The sequence below is a fragment of the Immundisolibacter sp. genome (genome assembly GCF_041625615.1).
Taxonomy (GTDB): domain Bacteria; phylum Pseudomonadota; class Gammaproteobacteria; order Immundisolibacterales; family Immundisolibacteraceae; genus Immundisolibacter.
The window spans coordinates 1-18,837 of record NZ_JBFJTF010000036.1 but is presented as its reverse complement, the minus strand read 5'-3'; the positions used below and the strand labels follow the sequence as shown (position 1 = coordinate 18,837).

The 18,837-nt window shown below is 70.6% G+C and carries 17 protein-coding genes and 1 pseudogene; 3 read left to right on the top strand and 15 right to left on the bottom strand.

Features of this window, described 5'->3' with window-relative positions:
- A pseudogene (locus tag ABYX71_RS04595) lies at positions 1-648 on the top strand (aldolase); the annotation flags it as partial.
- Between the two features lie 25 nt (positions 649-673).
- Here the strand turns inward: ABYX71_RS04595 and ABYX71_RS04590 are convergent.
- The 13 genes from ABYX71_RS04590 to prfB all read right to left on the bottom strand — a co-directional run bounded on the left by ABYX71_RS04590 (position 674) and on the right by prfB (position 16,135).
- Positions 674-2,500 carry a M48 family metallopeptidase gene (locus ABYX71_RS04590; protein WP_372695326.1) on the bottom strand — a complete coding sequence of 609 codons (1,827 nt, stop codon included), beginning with the start codon at positions 2,498-2,500 and terminating at the stop codon, positions 674-676.
- Positions 2,501-2,505: 5 nt separating this feature from the next.
- Complete coding sequence (locus ABYX71_RS04585; protein WP_372695325.1) at positions 2,506-3,096, bottom strand: LemA family protein; 591 nt, start codon at positions 3,094-3,096, stop codon at positions 2,506-2,508.
- A 141-nt stretch (positions 3,097-3,237) separates the two neighbouring features.
- A complete protein-coding gene (locus ABYX71_RS04580; RefSeq protein WP_372695324.1) occupies positions 3,238-4,116 on the bottom strand; it encodes an EamA family transporter in 879 nt (292 codons plus the stop codon).
- A gap of 160 nt (positions 4,117-4,276) precedes the next feature.
- Positions 4,277-4,630, bottom strand: a complete 354-nt coding sequence (locus ABYX71_RS04575; protein ID WP_372695323.1) for a DUF6763 family protein — start codon at positions 4,628-4,630, stop codon at positions 4,277-4,279.
- Positions 4,631-4,673: 43 nt separating this feature from the next.
- Positions 4,674-5,594 (bottom strand): histone deacetylase family protein, encoded by a 921-nt coding sequence (locus ABYX71_RS04570; protein WP_372695322.1) that lies wholly within the window; start codon positions 5,592-5,594, stop codon positions 4,674-4,676.
- A gap of 9 nt (positions 5,595-5,603) precedes the next feature.
- Positions 5,604-8,300 carry a GNAT family N-acetyltransferase gene (locus ABYX71_RS04565; RefSeq protein WP_372695321.1) on the bottom strand — a complete coding sequence of 899 codons (2,697 nt, stop codon included), beginning with the start codon at positions 8,298-8,300 and terminating at the stop codon, positions 5,604-5,606.
- Positions 8,301-8,485: 185 nt separating this feature from the next.
- Positions 8,486-8,896 carry a globin family protein gene (locus tag ABYX71_RS04560; RefSeq protein ID WP_372695320.1) on the bottom strand — a complete coding sequence of 137 codons (411 nt, stop codon included), beginning with the start codon at positions 8,894-8,896 and terminating at the stop codon, positions 8,486-8,488.
- Between the two features lie 100 nt (positions 8,897-8,996).
- The gene (locus ABYX71_RS04555; RefSeq protein ID WP_372695319.1) at positions 8,997-9,584 is read right to left on the bottom strand and encodes a DUF3365 domain-containing protein; all 588 of its coding nucleotides are present in this window, start codon (positions 9,582-9,584) and stop codon (positions 8,997-8,999) included.
- 39 nt (positions 9,585-9,623) lie between these two features.
- Positions 9,624-10,976: a cytochrome c3 family protein gene (locus ABYX71_RS04550; RefSeq protein WP_372695318.1), complete on the bottom strand. Its 1,353-nt coding sequence runs from the start codon at positions 10,974-10,976 to the stop codon at positions 9,624-9,626.
- 21 nt (positions 10,977-10,997) lie between these two features.
- Entirely contained in the window at positions 10,998-12,968 is a 1,971-nt protein-coding gene (locus ABYX71_RS04545) for an FAD-dependent oxidoreductase (RefSeq protein WP_372695317.1), read from the bottom strand.
- Positions 12,969-13,254: 286 nt separating this feature from the next.
- On the bottom strand, positions 13,255-13,428 hold the full coding sequence (locus tag ABYX71_RS04540; RefSeq protein ID WP_372695316.1) for a hypothetical protein: 174 nt from the start codon (positions 13,426-13,428) through the stop codon (positions 13,255-13,257).
- 117 nt (positions 13,429-13,545) lie between these two features.
- Positions 13,546-15,033: a lysine--tRNA ligase gene (lysS, locus tag ABYX71_RS04535; RefSeq protein WP_372695315.1), complete on the bottom strand. Its 1,488-nt coding sequence runs from the start codon at positions 15,031-15,033 to the stop codon at positions 13,546-13,548.
- Between the two features lie 3 nt (positions 15,034-15,036).
- Positions 15,037-16,135 (bottom strand): peptide chain release factor 2 gene (gene prfB, locus ABYX71_RS04530; RefSeq protein ID WP_372695314.1). Its coding sequence is split into 2 segments (ribosomal slippage): positions 15,037-16,059 and positions 16,061-16,135, totalling 1,098 coding nucleotides; the frame shifts between segments, so codons are not numbered across the junction.
- A 155-nt stretch (positions 16,136-16,290) separates the two neighbouring features.
- Here prfB and ABYX71_RS04525 point away from each other — a divergent pair.
- Positions 16,291-16,932, top strand: coding sequence for a dienelactone hydrolase family protein (locus tag ABYX71_RS04525; RefSeq protein ID WP_372695313.1), 642 nt, complete (start codon positions 16,291-16,293; stop codon positions 16,930-16,932).
- Between the two features lie 46 nt (positions 16,933-16,978).
- Here ABYX71_RS04525 and ABYX71_RS04520 read toward each other — a convergent pair whose 3' ends face one another.
- Positions 16,979-17,314: a GYD domain-containing protein gene (locus tag ABYX71_RS04520; RefSeq protein ID WP_372695312.1), complete on the bottom strand. Its 336-nt coding sequence runs from the start codon at positions 17,312-17,314 to the stop codon at positions 16,979-16,981.
- A gap of 326 nt (positions 17,315-17,640) precedes the next feature.
- Here ABYX71_RS04520 and ABYX71_RS04515 point away from each other — a divergent pair, with 326 nt between their 5' ends.
- Positions 17,641-18,510, top strand: a complete 870-nt coding sequence (locus tag ABYX71_RS04515; RefSeq protein ID WP_372695311.1) for an alpha/beta fold hydrolase — start codon at positions 17,641-17,643, stop codon at positions 18,508-18,510.
- Positions 18,511-18,545: 35 nt separating this feature from the next.
- On the opposite strand, the gene ABYX71_RS04510 is transcribed toward ABYX71_RS04515, so the two are convergent.
- Positions 18,546-18,837, bottom strand: a 292-nt coding sequence (locus tag ABYX71_RS04510) for an FkbM family methyltransferase (RefSeq protein ID WP_372695310.1), incomplete at its 5' end; no start/stop codon positions are given.

The window sequence follows — 18,837 nt, the reverse complement described above, 5'->3', positions numbered from 1 at the left end:
CAGGACCTGGGTGCCGATGGCACCATGCTGGGCTTGCCCATGTGGCAGCCGTGCACGCTCGACATGGCGGTGCAGTTCTACGCCGACATGTCGGCCGCCTTCCCGCAGCTCGCCATCATGGCCTACGACAACCCCGGCGCGTTCCGCTTTGCCTTCCCGCCGCCGTTCTGGGCGCAGATCGCCCGCCGCGCGCCGACCGTCATCTGCAGCAAGCACGGGCCGGACCCGATGATCAGCGCGCTCATCGGCATGACCCAGGGCAGGATCCGCTTCCTGCCGCACATCGCCGGCGCCTATGCCATGGCGCGCATCGAGCCCGAGCACAACATCGCCTTCTGGGCCACCGAGGCCAGCATGGGCCCCGAGCCGGCGCTGGCGCTGCGCGACGCCATCGCCGCCGGCGACTGGGACCGCGCCAAGGCCATCGACACCGACATCGGCTACACCATGCAGACCTTCTTCCCGCCGGGCGGCATGGCCGAGTTCGCGTCCTACAACATCCAGCTGGAAAAGATCCGCTTCGACGAAGCCGGCTACTGCACCGCCGGGCCCATCCGCCCGCCGTACCACGTGATCCCGGACACCATCGACCAGGGCGCGCGCGAGTGCGGCCGGCGCTGGAAGGCGCTGCGCGCCAAGTACGCCTGACCGACGCCCGCGCGTCCCGCCAGGGTCAGGCCGGCCGGCCGGCCAGCGGCGGCAGCGGACAGTCCAGCGCGGCGCCGATGACGCGCAGCGTCTCCAGCTCGTCCACCTCGATCACCCCATCGTGGCTCACCGCCAGCGCGCAGGCGGCCAGCAGACGCAGGCGTCGCGCCAGCGGTGCATTGGCGAAATGCGCCAGCGCGGCCTCGAACGCCGCCCGCTCGGCCGTCACCGCCTGCGGCGGCAGCTCCAGCTGCGCGCAGGCGGCGCGGTAGGCCGCGTCACCACCGGCATCGGCACACTCGGCCAGCGTGGCCAGCACCTGCCGCGCCGCATCGGCCCGACTGCCGCTGCCCCCCGTGGACCGCACCGGCGGCGCCAGGTGGTGACGCAGCAGCGCCAGCACCGCCCACTGCGCCGGCCGGGTGCCGGCCAGGTCGTGCAGATCGTCCAGCAACCGTTGGCGCTGTGCCGGGGACAGCGCCAGCAGCGCCGGCAGGGCAAGGTCGATCAGCGGCAGCCGAAAGTGCGGTCCCAGCCGGCGCGCGGCCGCGCCCAGATGGGCGACGTAGGCGGCCTCCTGCGGGTCCATCCGGCCGTGCACCGCCGCGGCGCCACCGGCGGCCAGCAGACCGAACAGCAGCGCACTGGCACCACCGGCGGTCTGCGTGGCCTCGCGCAGCGACGACGGCACCCCCGCCAGCAACTCGGCGGCATAGCCAAGGCCCGCGGCGTCGATCTCGCCCACCTGGCCGGCCAGCGCATTGGCGGTTGCCGCGGCGGACGCCGGCGCGGCAACCGCGGGCGGTTCCGGCTCCGGTGCGGGCGTGGCGGACGAGGCAACGCGGCGCTGATACAGCGGATAGATGCGCGCGATACGGGTGTCCAGCGGCGGATGGCTGGCCAGCAGCCGGCGCAGCCAGCCCCCGCCACGTGACACGAACAGCATGTGGCTGAGCGCCTCGGCCTGGACCGTGCGCAGCCGCGCGCCGTCGGCATCGTCACGCACGCACCGCAGCGCACCCGCCAGACCCCGCGGATTGCGCGTGAACTGCACCGCCGCCGCGTCGGCCAGATACTCGCGCTGACGCGACACGGCGGCGCGGATCAGCCGCGCCAGCAGCACGCCGGCGTAGCCGACCAGCGCCAGCAGCGCGCCGAGCGGAACCTGTCCCGGCAGCCCGCCATTGCGGCGCAGCCGCCCGCCCGTGCCCCACGACGGCGCGGCCGAACGCAGCAACCACAGCCCCAGCGCGCCCGGCGCGGTGATGCCGTGCAGCAGTCCGAGCAGGTGAATGTTCAGGCGCCCGTCACCGTGCAGCAGGTGACTGAACTCGTGCGCCAGCACGCCCTGCAGCTGCTCGCGGTCCAGCCGTTCCAGACAGCCACGGGTCACTGCGACCACCGCGTCGGCCGGGCCACGGCCGGCGGCAAAGGCATTGATGCCGGGTTCGTCTTCCATCAGGTAGATGCGCGGCATGGCGTGGCCACTGGCCACCGCCAGTTCCTCGGCCACGTTCAGCAGCTGGCGGCGCGGCAGGTCGGTCACATCCGGCGGTACCCAGCGGGCGCCCGCCAGGCGTGCCACCACCGGCCCACCGGCGCCCAGCTGCCACAGCCGGCGCAGCGTGGTCAGGCCGATCAGCAGCACCGTGATGCCGCTGATCCAGACGTGAAACACCGGCGGCAGGTCGGCCAGCTGGCGGTAGCCGCCGTGGCGCCAGTCCAGCAGCAGCACGCCCCAGGCGGCCACCCCATTCACGGCCAGCACCAGCGCCACCACCGCCAGCGCGAACAACACCAGCAACAGCACGCTGTAGCTGCGCGCCTGCTGCTGATAGCCAAAGAAATCCATGAGCGCTAGAAACTGACCTGCGGCAGCGCCCGCACCGCGTCATCCTCCAGCTCGAAGAAGCCGGCCGGACGAAACTGCATGGCGTTGGCCACCAGCACGTTCGGGAACAGCTCGATGGCGGTGTTGAAGCGCATGACCGCGTCGTTGTAAGCCTGCCGGGCAAAGGCCAGGCGGTTTTCGGTCGAGGTCAGTTCCTCGGCCAGGCGCGCCATGGTGGCGTCCGCCTTCAGGTCCGGGTACTGCTCCACCACCGCCAGCAGGCGGCCGAGCGCCCCGCCGAGTGCCGCCTCGGCCTGGCCGAGCGCCGCCAGCGCCGCGGCGTCCCCGGGATCGGCGCTGGCCCGCTCGCTGGCGCTGACGGCCGCCGTGCGGGCCGCGATCACCGCCTCCAGCGTGGCGCGCTCGTGTTGCAGGTAGGCCCGCGCCGTCTCCACCAGGTTCGGCACCAGGTCGTGACGGCGCAGCAACTGCACGTCGATCTGCGCGTAGGCGTTGCGGTACCGGTTGCGCAGCGTCACCAACCGGTTGTAGATGAGAAAGAAACCGACCAGCAGCACCAGCAACACGGTCAGCACGAAACCCAGCAGACGGCCCATGCCCTTGTCCTCCCGAAATGCGCTACACAAACCGGCTCGATGCCGGCCGGTGCCGGGACTGTATCAGGGAGGCCGTGCTCGGTGCGGCCAGGGCGGCAACCGCGGCGCCAGCGCCTCCAGCACGCCTCCTGGACACTGCCTTCAGTGGTGCGCCAGCACCGCCAGCGTCAGCGACCCCATCAACAACAGCGCGCCGATGGCGCGAACGCGGTACTGGGCGCCGGTCAGCCGCTCGACGCCGGCCATGCCAAGACGCCCCATGCCGTACACCACCGCCAGCACCCACAGGCCGCGCGAGGTCTGAACGATATTGACGATGGTGGCCTTGCCGGCCAGACCGAAGGCGATCATCAGAAACACCATGCCGGCCATCTGCACCGCCGCGTAGCCGCCCAGCGCCCGCCCGAACGGCGCGCCCACCCGCCAGCGGCCGGGCACCAGGGCCAGTGTCAGCGGCGCCGTCAGCAGGGCCGGCATGAGCATGGAATAGACACCGACCTGCAGCACGGTGGCGCCGCGGTGCAGCGCGCTCACCAGCAGCACATCGGTCATGCCGTACAGCAGCGCCGCAGCGGTGACCAGCAGGGCCGAACGCAGGCTGCCGCGCAGCGTGCCGTCGGACAGCAGAAACAGGCTGGCGAAGGCACCGGCGGCGCCCAGGTACACCAGCGGCGCGTAGGTCTCCCCCAGCCACACGGCGGAGAAGCCGGCCACTGCGAACAGTTTCAGCCCGAGCATCGGCACCACGAACGAGGCGTCACCGTGACGCAGCGCCAGGATGAAGAACACCTGCCCGGCCACCACGCACAGGCCGATGCCGATCAGCGTGCCCGGCATGGCGGTGACGATGTCCAGCCCGGCCCACGGCAGCGCCAGGGCGGCGATCAGCGCGCACGCCACCTGACTGAGGATGGAAATCTGGAACGGGTCGCGGCTGTACACCCACAGCCGCTTGGCCAGCGTGAACGAAATGGCGTGCAGCCAGGCAGCCGCCAGCGTCAGCAGCACGTAGCTTGGCATGGTGAGTCCTTGCAGGTGTCGCCGGGGCAGCGAACACGGCTGCACGGGAGACGGTCGGAATACGGGCAGCCGGCCGCCGTGGGCAGGCGGCTGACTGGTCGGTCAGTATAGACGCTGCACGCGGAGGCCCGGCCGTGACGGCCACGGAGCCCTGGGCCGCCTAGTCCTCCAGGTCGCCACCGCCCCAGTCGTCGTCCAGGCCACCCGAACGACCGCCCCGGCGCGGGCGTTCGGGGGGTGGCTCGTCCCAGTCGTCGATGTCCACGTCCCCGGCGTCGTAGTCGGCATCATCAGCCTCGTCGTCTTCCAGCGGGCCGGTCCAGTCCTCCGGCGGCTCGGCCGGTTCCAGCTCCAGCTCATACCAGTCATCAAGTGCGATTTCGTCCAGCGTGCCGTCGACGAACTGCACCTCCACGGTGGCGCTGTCGTCGTCCACCGCCACCACTTCGAAATCCAGCCCCCTGTCGACGTGCTGATACCAGTTGCCGACGATCGGGTCCATTTCCGTGCTCATGAACCACCTCCGTATCAACGTGTGTCAGTCGTTGGAAAGCAATTCAGCTCAGCAAGACATCCAGGTGGGCCCGCACGCTGCGGGCCAGTGCCGGCAGATCGTACCCGCCTTCCAGCACCGACACGATGCGCCCGTCGGCATGCTCGGCCGCCAGCGCGTGCAGCACCCGGGTCGCCCAAGCGTAATCGTCCTCGGTCAGGCACAGCTGTGACATCTCGTCGTCACGGTGACCATCGAAGCCGGCGGAAATGAACAGCATCTGCGGCGCGAAACGTGCCAGCGCCGGCAGCCACGCCTCGTCCACCGCGACCCGGAACGCCTCACCGCCAAGCCCGGCCGGGATCGGCGCGTGCACGACGTTGGGCGCGCGGAAATTCAAGTCCGTGTAGGGATAGAACGGGTGCTGGAAGCTGCTGCAGAACAGCACCTGCTCGCTGTGGTGAAAGATTTCCTCGGTGCCGTTGCCGTGGTGCACGTCGAAATCGACGATCGCCACCCGCTGCACCTGTCCGCTGGCCAACGCGTGCGCCGCTCCCACCGCCACGTTGTTGTAGAAGCAGAAACCCATCGCCCGCCGGCGCTCGGCGTGATGACCGGGCGGACGCACGCCGCAAAAGGCGTTCTGCACCTCGCCCGCCAGTACCAGATCGACCGCCCGCACCGCGGCGCCGGCGGCATGGCGGGCGGCCTCCAGGGTCAGCGGATTCATCGCCGTGTCCGGGTCGACGTGGATCACGCCGTGCTCCGGACTGCGCAGGTCCAACGCATCCAGATACGCGGCATCGTGCACGCGCAGCAGCTGCTCGCGCGTGGCCTGCGGCGCCTCGTAGTGGCGCAGCAACGGGTCCAGGCCGGTGGCGATCAGGTGATCCTCGATGGCAGCCAGGCGGGCAGGCGCTTCCGGGTGCCACGGGCCGGCATCGTGCTCGCGGCACAGGGAATGGCTGATATAGGCGGTATGCATGGGTCTCGCTCAGGCGCGGCGGGCGGTCAGGTCCAGCGTCACCCGCACCAGGGAAGGGTCATCTGGGTCGTCGGCAACACGAAAGCCGAGCTTGCGTACGAGGCCCAGCATGGCGGCATTCTCGCGCAGCACGTCCCCCCAGATCTCGCGGATGCCGCGGCTGGCGGCGTAGTCGATGATCTCGCGCATCAGCAGCGCGCCCAGCCCCTGGCCGGTCATGTGCTCGGGCACCACCACGGCGTACTCGGCGCGCTCGTTGTCCGGATCGGCGGCGATGCGCACCACGCCAAAGATTTCCGTGGTGCCGGGAATGCCGCGCTCGGTCAGGATCAGCGCCATCTCGCGGTCGTAGTCGATCTGCGTCAGGCGCGCCGCCAGCGTGTGGCCGAGCTCCTTCATCGGCACGAAAAAGCGCAGCCGCACCTGTTCCGGCGTCAGGCGCTCGAAGCTGCGCTGCAACGGCGGCTCGTCCTCGGGCAGGATGGGGCGCAGCAGCACGTGGCGCCCGTCGCCGATCACCACCGGCTTTTCCAGCGACTTCGGATACGGCCGGATGGCCAGGCGCGGCACGGACGGGTCGGGCACCGACGCCACGCGCACGCGCGCGTCCACCGCCAGCACGTTGTCCGGGCCGGCCAGCAGCGGGTTGATGTCGAGTTCCGCCAGCTCCGCCACGTCGGCCGCCAGCTGCGCCACCTTGATCAGTGTCTGCGCCACCGCGCCCAGGTTGGCGCCGGGAATGCCACGGTGGCCCTTGAGCAGGTGGTGCACGCGGGTCTGGCGCATCAGGTCGAAGGCCAGGCGCATGTTCAGCGGCGGCAGGCCGAGCGCCGTGTCGTTGAGCACCTCCACCGCCGTGCCGCCCTGGCCGAACAGCACGCAGGGGCCGAACTGCGGGTCGACGGCAATGCCGACGATCAGCTCGTGGCTGCGGCTGCGGTCGAGCATGGGCTCGACCTGAAAGCCGTCGATGTGGGCGTCCGGCCGATTCTTGGTGACCCGCTCGAGCATCAATTCCGCCGCCCGCTGCACCGCCTGCGCGTTGGGCAGGTCCAGCGCCACGCCGCCGACGTCGGTCTTGTGGATGATGTCCGGCGAACGGATCTTGAGCGCCACCGGCGCACCGATCTGCGCGGCCGCCTCGGCCGCCGCCGTGGGCGTGTCGGCATGGTGCGGCTGCACCTGCGGAATGCGGTAGGCGCGCAGCAGCGCCGCCACCTCGTCCGGCGACAGCCACTCGCGCCCGGCCTCCACCGCGCGACGACAGACCGCGCGCGCCGTCTCCGCATCCGGCTCGAACTGTTCCGGCACCGACGGCGGGGTTTCCATCAGCGCCAGCCGGCCACTGCGGTAGCGCTCCAGGTACATGAAGGCCCTGACGGCCTCTTCCGGTGTGCGGCAGGTGCCGATGCGGTGCTCGGCAAACACCTGGCGGCCGGCCCGCGCGACCTGATCCCCCACCCAGCTGGTCACCAGCGTCTTGCCCGGCTGTGCCTTCACCGCCCGCACGACCGCCCGCGCCGCCTCCACCCCGTTGGCCACCGCCACCGGCGCGTGCAGCGCCAGCACGGCGTCCACCCCCGGGTCCTGCAGCAGTGGCGCCAGCGCGGCCTCGTACCGCTGCGGCGGGGCGTCGCCGATGATGTCCACCGGATTCCCGTGCGACCAGGTGCTCGGCAACACCCTGTCCAGGGCCGCCAGGGTCTGCGGCGCCAGATCGGCCAGGCGTCCACCCATGAAGGCCAGCGCATCGGTGGCCATGATGCCGATACCACCGCCGTTGCTGATGATGGCCAGCCGGTCGCCGGCCGGCAGGCGGGTGGTGGCCAGGATCTCGGCGGCCGTGAACAGCTCGTCCAGCGTGTGCACGCGCAGCATGCCGGCGCGCCGGAACACCGCGTCGTACACCGCATCGTTGCCGGCCAGCGCACCGGTGTGCGAGGCCGCCGCCCGCGCCGCCGCCAGGCTGCGTCCGGCCTTGACCACCACCACCGGCTTCACGCGCGCCGCCGCGCGCGCCGCCGACATGAACTTGCGCGCGTTCACCACCGCTTCCATGTAAAGCAGGATGGCGTCGGTTTCCGGGTCGCCGGCCAGGTAATCGAGCATGTCGCCGAAGTCGACGTCGACCACGTCGCCCAGCGACACCAGGTGCGAGAAACCCACCCCACGCGGCTGCGCCCAGTCCATGACCGCCGTGATCACCGCCCCCGACTGCGCCACGAACGCGAGCCGGCCGCGGCGCGGCGACAGGTGGGCGAAGCTGGCGTTCAGGCCGCGGCCGGGCACCATGATGCCGACGCAGTTGGGGCCCACCACGCGCAGCAGATGCGGCTGCGCCGCCTCGAGCATGGCCTGCTGCAGTGCCGCCCCGCGCGAGTTGCCGGTTTCCTTGAAACCCGCCGTGATGACCACCGCCGCACGCGTGCCGCGGGCGCCCAGCTCGGCGATCAGGCGCGGCACCGTGTCCGGCGGCGTGGCGATGACCGCCAGGTCCGGCGCCAGCGGCAGACTGGCGACGTCCTTGTAGGCCAGCACGCCCTCGACCGCCACGTACTTGGGATTGACCGGCATCACCGGCCCGCTGAAGCCGGCACCGAACAGATTGCGGGCCAGCACCGCCCCCACCGAGCCGGGCTGCGTGCTGGCACCGATCAACGCCACCGATTGCGGGTTGAACAGGTAGTCGAGATTGCGGATGGTCATCGAGGCGACGCCGGAACGAAAAGTGCCGTCGATGCTAGCGCAGGACGGCGAGCGGTCGCATGACGACACGCAGCCGGCGTCAACACAAAGCGGTCGCCGTGCCCGTCATGGTGTCGGCGCCGCCCGGGCGGCCCTGACCGCCGCCGACCCCGGCGGGCCGACGGCACGGCCGGCCCGCCAGCGGGTCAGGCCTCGGCCGCCGCCTGCTTCATGGTGTCGGCCAGCAGCGTGTAGGCGTCGGTCCAGGCGGCCTTGACCTGCGGCGTGAAGGCGTCGCCAAGCCCCTGCTCCAGGGTCCACAGCAGGGCCACGGCGACGGTGTCGTAGTGCGCGTCCTGCACGCCGTAGGCAACGTGGCGCCGGCCGAGCGCCTGTACCTCGCCGACGATGCTGTCGAGCCGGTCGAGCCCCATCGCCGCGGTGGCCAGCATGTTCATCAGCTTGCGGCCCTGCTCGGCCATGTCGCCCTTGAACAGCGGGCGCAGCGACGGGTCGAGCTCGAACAGCCGGCCGTAGAACAGCGCGGCCGCCTGATCGCGAATCGGGTCCACCTGCTTCCAGGTCTGCTGTACCAGGCGGATGCTTTCTTGGTCCATCGGGAGTTTCCTTGCGTTGTGACGACGGTGCGGGGGCGTGTCGGGAAAGGACGCGCGGCTGGCGGCGCGTGGCGTAACCACCGCCAGCCGCGAGCGGCTGTTACAGCGGGATGCGGATCACCACGCCGCCCATCACGTCACCGAGCTTGAAGTCGGTACGCGGCGTGTCCTTGTGGTCGTTGTGGCAGGTCACGCAGGCCGGCGCCACCGCCACGTCGGCGTACACGGCGGTGAAGTATTTCTTTCCGCCCAGTGTTTCCTCGGTGTAGTAGTTCTGGCCCTTGTTCTCGGCCACGAAGGCCAGGCCCGCCTTCTCGGCGTCGGTCTTGGGCTCGTTCTGCTTGTTCACCGCCCACAGCGACTGCAGGGAATACGAGAACGGCGCGTTCTTCTCGGCCACCATCTCGGCGCCGTAGCGGAACATCTGCGCCGGCAGCACCAGCGCCTTGTCGTCCTTCCAGTGCTCGGACGCCTCGATCACGCCCAGCTCGTTCTGCAGGCGGTTGACGATCAGGCGCGTATAGACGGTGCGGTCGGACTCCATCACGGCGTGCAGGGAGTCCGCCATCATCTGCGGCGAGATGCCGCTGGCGGCTTCACTGCTGCTGTCGCTGCCCGAGGTGCAGGCGGCGGTGGCGGCGGCGGCAAGGCCGACGGCGGCCAGACGGGCGAGGGGACGAAGGCTCATGGTGCGCTCCTTGGGAGGTTGCTGCGGGGGAAACATGGGTCATTGCTCGGCGGCGCGGCGACGGCGGTCGCGCTCCAGGTTTTCCTGCGCCATCTCGACACTGCGCACGTGCTGCGCCGGCTGGCCGCGGAAGTTGCGCTCGATCAGTGCCGGGTCGGCCAGGGCGTCGAGCGCGAACGGCAGGCCGTGGCAGTTCAGGCACACCGGGCGCAGCATCTTTTCGTTCGGACGCAGGGTGGCGTTCTGGTTGTGCTCGGTGTGCGTGCGCTTGCCCTGCGCGTCGGTGTGGGTGCGCAGCGGCATGTGGCAGCTGGCGCAGCTGACGCCGCTGCCCGGTGGCGCCTCGCCGGCCTGCTCGGCCAGCCACAGCCGGTGGTGCGGCGAACCTTCGTAGGCACGGGTGTGGCTGTCGTCGTGGCAACTCAGACAGGCCTGCACCGCGGCCCGGGCGGTGTCGTAGGCATGCGGGCGGTGGCAGCTGGCGCAGGACAGTTCGCTGTGCGCCGCCGCCGCGTGCATGGGCAGGCGCGCCTGTGCCGGCGTCATGGCCGGCAGGTCCTGGGCCAGGCGCATGCCGTGCTTGCCCGCCAGGAAGCCCTGCACCTGTGGCTGGTGGCACTCGGCGCACACCGCCGTGCCGGGCCGGTCCTGCCACGGCTCCCCGGCGGGCGCATGGCAGGCCGTGCAGTTCACCCCGCCGCGTGCGTGTGCGCTGTGTGCCCAGTCGGCGGTGATGGCGGCGTCCTGCGCCCGGTCCGCCGGCGCGTCCAGCTGCGCCAGGCGCAGGGCATTCAGGTCGTCACCGGCCACCGGCAACACCGGCTGCGGGCGCCGCGGCGTGGCCCGCACCGGCGCCTCGCCGACGTGGCGCAGCAGGAAGTCCTCGTACAGCGCCCGGTTGTCGTGAAAGTTGTGGCAGCCGGCGGTCTGGCAGGTCATGTGATCGAGCCCGGCATGGGTCGGCCGCTCCTCGCCGACCCCGGCGTGACAGGAGATGCAGAAATCCACCGGCAGGGTGACGCCCATGGCGCCGGTGATGTCCGGGCGGTGCTCGACGTGGCAGGCGATGCACTGGCGGGCGTCGATGTCGCGCAGACGGTCGGCGTTGCGCGGGTCGGTGAACTTGGCCTGCGGGTGGCTGTCGTCGGCGGCCGCCAGCTCGGCGCCGTGGCAGTTGATGCAGGCGTCCTGCAGCACCGGCCCGCCGCCGAACGCGTCCTGGTGGCACACGCCGCAGACCAACTCGATCTGGTGGTGGCCGGACGTGGTCGCCCCCGGCAGGAACACGGTCTTGTCCGGCCCCAGCAGGCGAGCCGCCAGGTAGCCGGCCAGCGCCAGGCTGAGCGCGGCCCACACAAGCCACGGCCATCGTCGTCGGTCAGAGCGCGCCACGCCGGATACATCTCGTTGACATCAAAAGTAATAGGTCTTCAGAACGTGGAAACCGAGCAGCACCGGCAGCGGCCAGAACAGCACGATGTGCAGCCAGGTGAAGCGGCTGCGCAGCGCCTTGCCGCGACCGGGGCCGGCGCGGTGCTCGAAGGCGGTGACAAGGCCGGCCACGCTGCCGAGCGCCGCCAGCGCCAGGAAGTCCACCATCAGCCAGGCGTTGAGATTGCTGCCCACGCGAAAGCCGGTGTGCAGTCCGAGCACCAGCAGCGCCAGCAGGCCCAAGATGACGTGAACCACCCGCCAGGCGCCGAACGAGCCCAGGCGAAGCCGTTCGAAGCGCTTGCGCAGCGACAGCACCAGGCCCAGCACGGCCAGCCCCAGCAGGCTGAAGCCGGTCAGCTGTTTCAGCTCGCCACTGCGCCACAAACGGTCCCAGCGCAGTTCGAGATCGAAGGTGTCGGGATAGGACCAGCCCGGGGTCAGGGCCAGCACCACCAGCACCAGCGCCGCCAGCAGCGAGCCGCCGGCCAGCCAGCGCGCGCCGGCCACCGGCTGGCGGGCCAGCGTGTGGCCATAGAACTGCGCCAGCAGCGGCTGGCAGCTGCCGCACACGGTGCCGGCGCCGGTGGCCCGTGACAGGGCCGGCGCATCGGCGCAGCCAGCGGCCACGGCGCGGCTGAGCGCGCCGCGACTGATGCCCTTGCAGGCGCACACCGTCGCCGCCGCCGGCCAGGCGGTGATGTCCTGCTCGTGCGTCCCCGGCCATACCGTGCCGCAGCGGGCGAAGCGCCGCTGCTGCCAGGGCCAGCAGCGCGCGCGCCGGCTCGCCGCCTCCTGCACGCGCTGCCAGTCGTCCCACGGCCCGAAGCCCACGGCCCCGACCAGGCGCCCGCCGCTGATCACCAGGCTGCGGTAGACACCCGCGGCATCGTCGCGGTACACGACCTTGCGATCCCCCGGCTGCAGGTCGTCCTCGGCGGCGCGCCCGACCGAGAACACCGCGCAGCCGACCACCTTCAGGCGCGTCGCCAGCGTGCTGCCGTGGTAGGCCGCCGGCTGGTCGCACAGCCGATGCGCCACCACCGCCGCCTGCTCCAGCGCCGGTGCCACGATGCCGTACACCCGGCCGCCGTGCTCGGCGCACTCGCCGATGGCGTAGATGTCCGGATCGCTGGTCTGCAGCGCGTCGTTCACCACGATGCCGTCGCGCACCGCCAGACCGGCATCCAGCGCCAGGGCCGTGTTGGGACGGATGCCGGTGGCCAGAACCAGCGTGTCGGCCGGCAGTTCGCGACCGCTGCGCAGGCGCAGCCCCTCGCAGCGCTCGGCGCCCAGCACCTGCGCCGCGCCATCACCCAGCACCACGCCGATACCGAGCCGGCGCAGGTGCGTCGACACCCGCTCCGAGGCCGCCGCGTCCAGCTGACGCCCCAGCAAGCGCGGGCCGTGATCGACCACCGTCACGTCGGTGCCGGCGCGCTGCAGCGCGCGGGCCGCCTCCAGCCCCAGCAGGCCGCCACCGAGCACCAGGGTGCGATGCGAACGCGCCGTGCGGGCCATCAGGCGCTGGGCGTCGTTCATGTCGCGGAAGGTGTACACGCCGGGCAGATCGACGCCGGGGATGCCCGGCACGTGCGGGCGCGAACCGACCGACAGCACCAGCCGGTCGTAGGCGTGCCAGGCGCCGGCCGCATCGCGCACGCGGCGCGCCGGCCGGTCGATGGCCACGATCGGCAGGTTGTAGTGGGCGCAGAACGGCGCCGCATCCGGCACCCGCGGCGGACAGAAGATGTCACCGGCGGCCACCTCGCCGGCCAGGAACAGCGACAGGGCCACGCGGTCGTACGGCTCCCACGGCTCGCCGCCGAACAGCGTCACCCGCGCCAATGGATGCAGCGCGTAGAGCTCCTGCACCAGGCGCAGGCCGGCAGGACCGCTGCCCACCACCACGATGCCCGGATCAGCCCCTGCCTGTTGTCTGTGTTCGCCCACGCCGCCCCAGCTGCCGTTTCAACCGGTTTCAGGCACAAAAAAACGCCCACCTCCGGCCGCCACGGGGCGACCGGCTGTGGACGTCTTTGTCCCTACAGGTTTTCAGTCAGCGACGCCGATGCCGCTGCCGATTGTGCACTTGCAAATCACGTACCAGATGCCACTGGGGGCCAGTAGGCACGGCGATCGCGGCAATCCCGACGGTACCCGCGCGGCGGTGCATGCACCGCCGGCAGGCAAACCGGCGAGCACGTGCACCAGTCGCGGGCAACGCCACGGGCAGCCGTCAATCGGCCAGCACGGCGCCCTCCGCCTGACCGTGCGCCGGGCGACGCAGCAGGAACACCGGCGGCGCCAGCGCCGGGGCGATCATCATCAGGTGAAAGTCGTTGAGGTAGCCGATCATCGACGCCTGGCGCGTCGGCTCGCTGTTCGGTGGCGCGGGACGGGCCTGCAGCACGGGCGCCCTCTCATGCAGACGAAACGGCGCCGGGTGTTCGCCGAACACGACATGCCCTGCGCGCATCGCGACCGACCAACCGACATGCGCCGTTTACGCTTTATCGGGTATCCGCCCTCACCGCTCCGGTCGCAAGTGCGGAAACAGAATCACCTCGCGGATGGACGTCACGTCCGCGAACAGCATGGCCAGGCGATCCACGCCGATGCCCTCGCCGGCGGTCGGCGGCAGGCCGTATTCCAGCGCTTCCACGTAGTCGGCGTCGAAGTACATGGCTTCCTCGTCGCCGGCGGCCTTGCGGGCGGCCTGTTCCAGGAAGCGGGCGGCCTGGTCTTCCGGGTCGTTGAGCTCGGAGAAGCCGTTGGCCAGTTCCCGGCCGGCGATGAACAGCTCGAAGCGCTCGGTCAGCGCCGGGTTGTCGGCGCGGCGGCGGGCCAGCGGCGACACCTCGACCGGGAAGTCGGTGACGAAGGTCGGCTGGATGAGCTGTTCCTCGACCACCTTCTCGAACAGTTCGAGCTGCACCTGGGCCAGCCCGTCGTCGTCCTTGACCACCAGGCCGAGTTCCAGCGCCAGGGCGCGGGCGGCGTCGAGGTCGGCCAGCAGTGCCGGCGTGGCACGCGGCAGGTAGGCGGTGATGGCCTCGGCCAGGGTGTAACGGGCGAAGGGCCGGCCAAAGTCGATGGGCTGGCCCTGGTAGGTGAGTGCGGTGGTGCCGAGCACGCGCGTGGCCAGATCCCGCATCAGGCGTTCGGTCAGGTCCATCAGGTCGCGGTAATCGGCGTAGGCCTGATAGAACTCCAGCATGGTGAATTCGGGGTTGTGGCGCGTGGACAGCCCCTCGTTGCGGAAGTTGCGGCCAAGCTCGAACACCTTCTCGAAGCCGCCCACCACCAGGCGCTTCAGATAGAGCTCCGGCGCGATGCGCAGGTACAGCGTCATGTCGAGCGCGTTGTGGTGGGTGACGAACGGCCGCGCCACGGCGCCGCCCGGCATGGACTGCATGAGCGGGGTTTCGACTTCCAGGAAGCCTTCGCCCACGAACCACTCGCGAAGGCCGGTGACCAGCGCCGAGCGGATGGCAAACGTGCGCCGCGCCTCGTCGTTGACGATGAGGTCCAGGTACCGCTGGCGGTGGCGGCGCTCGGAATCCTGCAGGCCGTGCCACTTGTCCGGCAGCGGACGCAGCGCCTTGGTCAGCAGGCGCACGGACTCGGCGCGCACGGTCAGTTCGCCGGTCTTGGTGCGAAACAGCGTGCCGGTCACGCCGACGATGTCGCCCAGGTCCAGCTGCTTGAAGGCGGCGTACGGCTCCTGGCCGATGACGTCGCGCTGCACGTAGGCCTGCAGGCGGCCGGAGCTGTCCTGCAGGTGCACGAACGAGGCCTTGCCCATGAGCCGGCGGGTCATGATGCGCCCGGCAAGACGCACCAGCACCGGCTGCGCCTCCAGCGTCTCGGCCGAGGTGTCGGCGTGGGCGGCCAGCAGGTCAGCGGCCAGGGCGTCGCGGCGGAAGTCGTTCGGGTAGGCCTGCCCGGCGTGGCGCCAGGTGGCCAGCTTCTCGCGCCGGTTGGCGATCTGTTCGTTGTCTTCTTCGTGATGCATGGCTTACAGGCCGCTCTTGAGGCTGGCTTCGATGAAGGGGTCCAGGTCGCCGTCGAGCACGGCCTGGGTGTTGCCGGTCTCGACGTCGGTGCGCAGGTCCTTGATGCGCGACTGGTCCAGCACGTAGGAGCGGATCTGGTGGCCCCAGGAGATGTCGGACTTGGCGTCCTCGGCCGCCTGCGCCTCGGCGCGACGGGCGTTCAGTTCCCGCTCGTACAGCTTGGCGCGCAGCTGCGCCATGGCGGTGGCGCGGTTCTTGTGCTGCGAGCGGTCGGCCTGACAGGCCACCACGACGCCGGTCGGCACGTGGGTGATGCGGATGGCCGACTCGGTACGGTTGACGTGCTGGCCGCCGGCACCCGAGGCGCGGTAGGTGTCCACCTTCAGGTCGGCCGGGTTGATGTCGACGTCGATGTTCTCGTCGACTTCCGGGTAGGCGTACACGGAGGCGAACGAGGTGTGGCGGCGGTTGCCGGAATCGAACGGTGACTTCCTCACCAGACGGTGAACGCCGGTTTCGGTACGCAGGTAACCGTAGGCATAGGGCCCGCGCACGTGCACGGTGGCTGACTTGATGCCGGCCACCTCGCCCTCGGATTCCTCGGTGATCTCCACCTCGAAACCCTTGCGCTCACACCAGCGCAGGTACATGCGCAGCAGCATCTGCGCCCAGTCCTGCGCCTCGGTGCCGCCGGAGCCGGCCTGGATGTCGAGGTAGGCGTTGTTGCTGTCGGCCTCGCCGGCGAACATGCGCTGGAACTCCAGCCGCTGCACCTGGGTGTCCAGGCGCTGCACGTCGTCGGCCAGCGCGGCGGCGGCGGACTCGTCGTCCTCGAGTTCGATCAGCTCGGCCAGTTCCAGGCTGTCGGTGATGCCCTGGGTGATGCCCTGCAACCCGCCGACCAGGTCTTCCAGGTAGGCGCGCTCGCGGTTCAGGCCCTGGGCACGCTCGGCGTCGTTCCAGACCGCCGGATCTTCCAGTTCCCGCAGAACCTCGGTCAGGCGCTCTTGCTTGGTATCGAGGTCAAAGATACCCCCGTAGCGCGTCCACCCGCGCGGTGAGGTCTTTCAGGGCGTAACGCTGGGGGTTGATGTCGATCATGGCGGGCAGGCTTCCGGGAGCGCAAAAAAAGACTGCAAATGGTACCGCGCCCGCCGGGCCGGGTCCGGAGGTGCACACGCCGGGCCGCCCCCGCGACCGGATGCATCCTGGGGCACCCACGGCCATTGCCGAGCGTCGCGAGTGGAGAGACAGGCGTGGATCACCACACGATCACGATCGACCAGAACGGCCTGGCGCTGACCGGCGACCTCAACCTGCCGCCGGCGCCCGCCGGCCTGGTGCTGTTTGCCCACGGCAGCGGCAGCAGCCGCCTCAGCACGCGCAACCGGGCGGTGGCGCGGCACCTCAACAACATCGGGCTGGGCACCGTGCTGTTCGACCTGCTCACCGCCGACGAGGAACGCATCGACGCCCGCACGGCGCAGCTGCGTTTCGACATCCCGCTGTTGGCACGGCGCCTGACCGGCGCGGTCGACTGGCTGTCCGCCCGCCCCACCCTGGCGACACTGCCGCTGGGGCTTTTCGGCGCCAGCACCGGCGCCGCCGCGGCGCTGATCACGTCAGGCGAACGCCCGCGGCGGGTGGTCGCCGTGGTGTCGCGCGGCGGACGACCGGATCTGGCGCAACCAGCACTGGAACGGGTGCGGGCGCCAACGCTGCTGATCGTCGGCGGCGACGACCGCGAGGTACTGGCGCTGAACCGCCAGGCACTGGCCGCGCTCGGCGCGCATGGGGCGCTTCACATCGTCCCGGGCGCGACGCACCTGTTCGAGGAGCCAGGCGCGCTGGAACAGGTAGCGCGGCTGGCGGGAGACTGGTTCCTGCGCCACATGTAAAACTGCCGCGGCACCGCGGCGCGCCATACCGGCGCTGACCGGCCCCTCAACCAGGCAGGACCGGCGTGTGGGGCTGCCCTGCCGGCGGCAGGTCCCGCACCAATTCCTTGAAGCGTTGCCACTCGGTAGCTGCCCACACCTCGGTGTGCGCATGCCCGAACGAACGCACCAGGGACGATACGCGCACAGCCGTCTCGATGTCCGGCGCCGTGAACACATCCAGATAGTCGTGCGGGCCCAGCACCGCGTAGCTGGCCAGCCAGGTCACCTCCGGACAGACACTGCGCAGCTGCGCCATCATGGCCTTCTCGGCCTCCTCCAGCGCCTCCGGGGAGCTGAGCGCGCCCGGCGCCAGGCGCGTCAGCATCACAAACGTTGGCATGGCAATGCTCCTCCTGGACGCCCAGCGGCGGCACCCTGCCGACCACGCCGGATCCGCCCGGCCACCTGCTGGATCCTGCGCCGCCCGGCGGCCAGCCGCGCTGATCAAGATCACGCCACCCCGCCCGGGCCTGCCCACTTGGCGGCGACATGGTTCACCACGCACCGCACACCGTCGTGACGGCGCGCGCCGCCACCGTGACCGTCACGACCGCCCTGTTACCATCGCCCGGCACAACAACACGCCCCGCCGTCGCGATGCCCTCCTGATCGTTGGGGCGGCCCCCGGACGCGCGGAACGGCACAACAACACCAAGAGGAGCCCCAATGCCCACCGCCCGCCTGAACGGCATCGACCTTCACTACGATGTAACCGGCGACGGGCCGGAAACGCTGGTGCTGGTGCACAACGTCATCGCCAACATGAGCGCCTACGACGACAACGCACCGGCCTTCGCCGAACACTTCCGCACCATCCGCTTCGACCTGCGCGGCCACGGCCGCTCGTCGAAGGTGGACACCCAGGCGCAGGCGCCGGACTTCTACACCTTCGAGAACACGGCTGCGGATCTGGCGGCCCTGCTCGACCACCTGGGCGTGGAGCGTTGCCACCTGCTGGGCCAAGCCTACTGGGGCGTGAGCACGGCCAGCACCTTCATGGCCAGGCACCCCGAGCGCGTGCAGAGTCTCACCGCCGTGAGCTGCGACCTGCTGGCCACGCCCGACGGCCAGGGCCTGTTCGACCGGCTGACGCCGGAACTGCGCGCCGGCTTCGAGCGCCTGCACGAGGTGGCGCGCCGCGAGGGCATGCTGGCGGTATTCGAGGCGCGCAAGCAGACGCGCACCTTCTGGGGCGAACGGCTGATGGCCAGCCCGGCCATCCTGGAGCGCTTTCGGCAGATGTACGCCGACACCTCACCGCTGACGTTCCTGAACTTCCCGCTGATGCGCCCGGCCGCCAAACAGGCCATCTGCGACGCGCTGGCCCGTCACCGCATCCCGACCTTCGTGCTGATGGGCGTGCAGGATCCGCATCCGCAAGAAATGATTGCCCACTGGAAGGCCGACTACCCGGACTGCCACGCCCTGCTGCTGCCGGACTGTGGACACTACGTGGCCATCGAGAACCCGGCCGACTTCAACCGCGCGGTACTGAATTTCCTGGCCGGGGTGCAGGCGTACGACGGCGCGGCTTGACACGACGCCGCCCCGGCACAGACAGACCCGCCCGGTCAGCGACGTTCGAACAGAAAATCCGCCTGTACCGCCCGACCCTCACGGTCATAGGCTGTGTTGTAAACGCCGCGCAAGACAAACTTACGTTCGCGCAGCCAGGCGATCACCTCGTCGGCGAACGCCTGCCCGGCGTACAGCTCCATGAAGGAGCATTCAACGTAAACCCAGGCGAAACTCGGCAACACATCCGCGCAGCCGGCCAGCGCTTTCAGCTCGAAGCCCTGCACGTCCAGCTTGAGCAACGCCGGCGCGGCAACGTCGCCCGCAGGCAACGCATCCGAAAGCCGT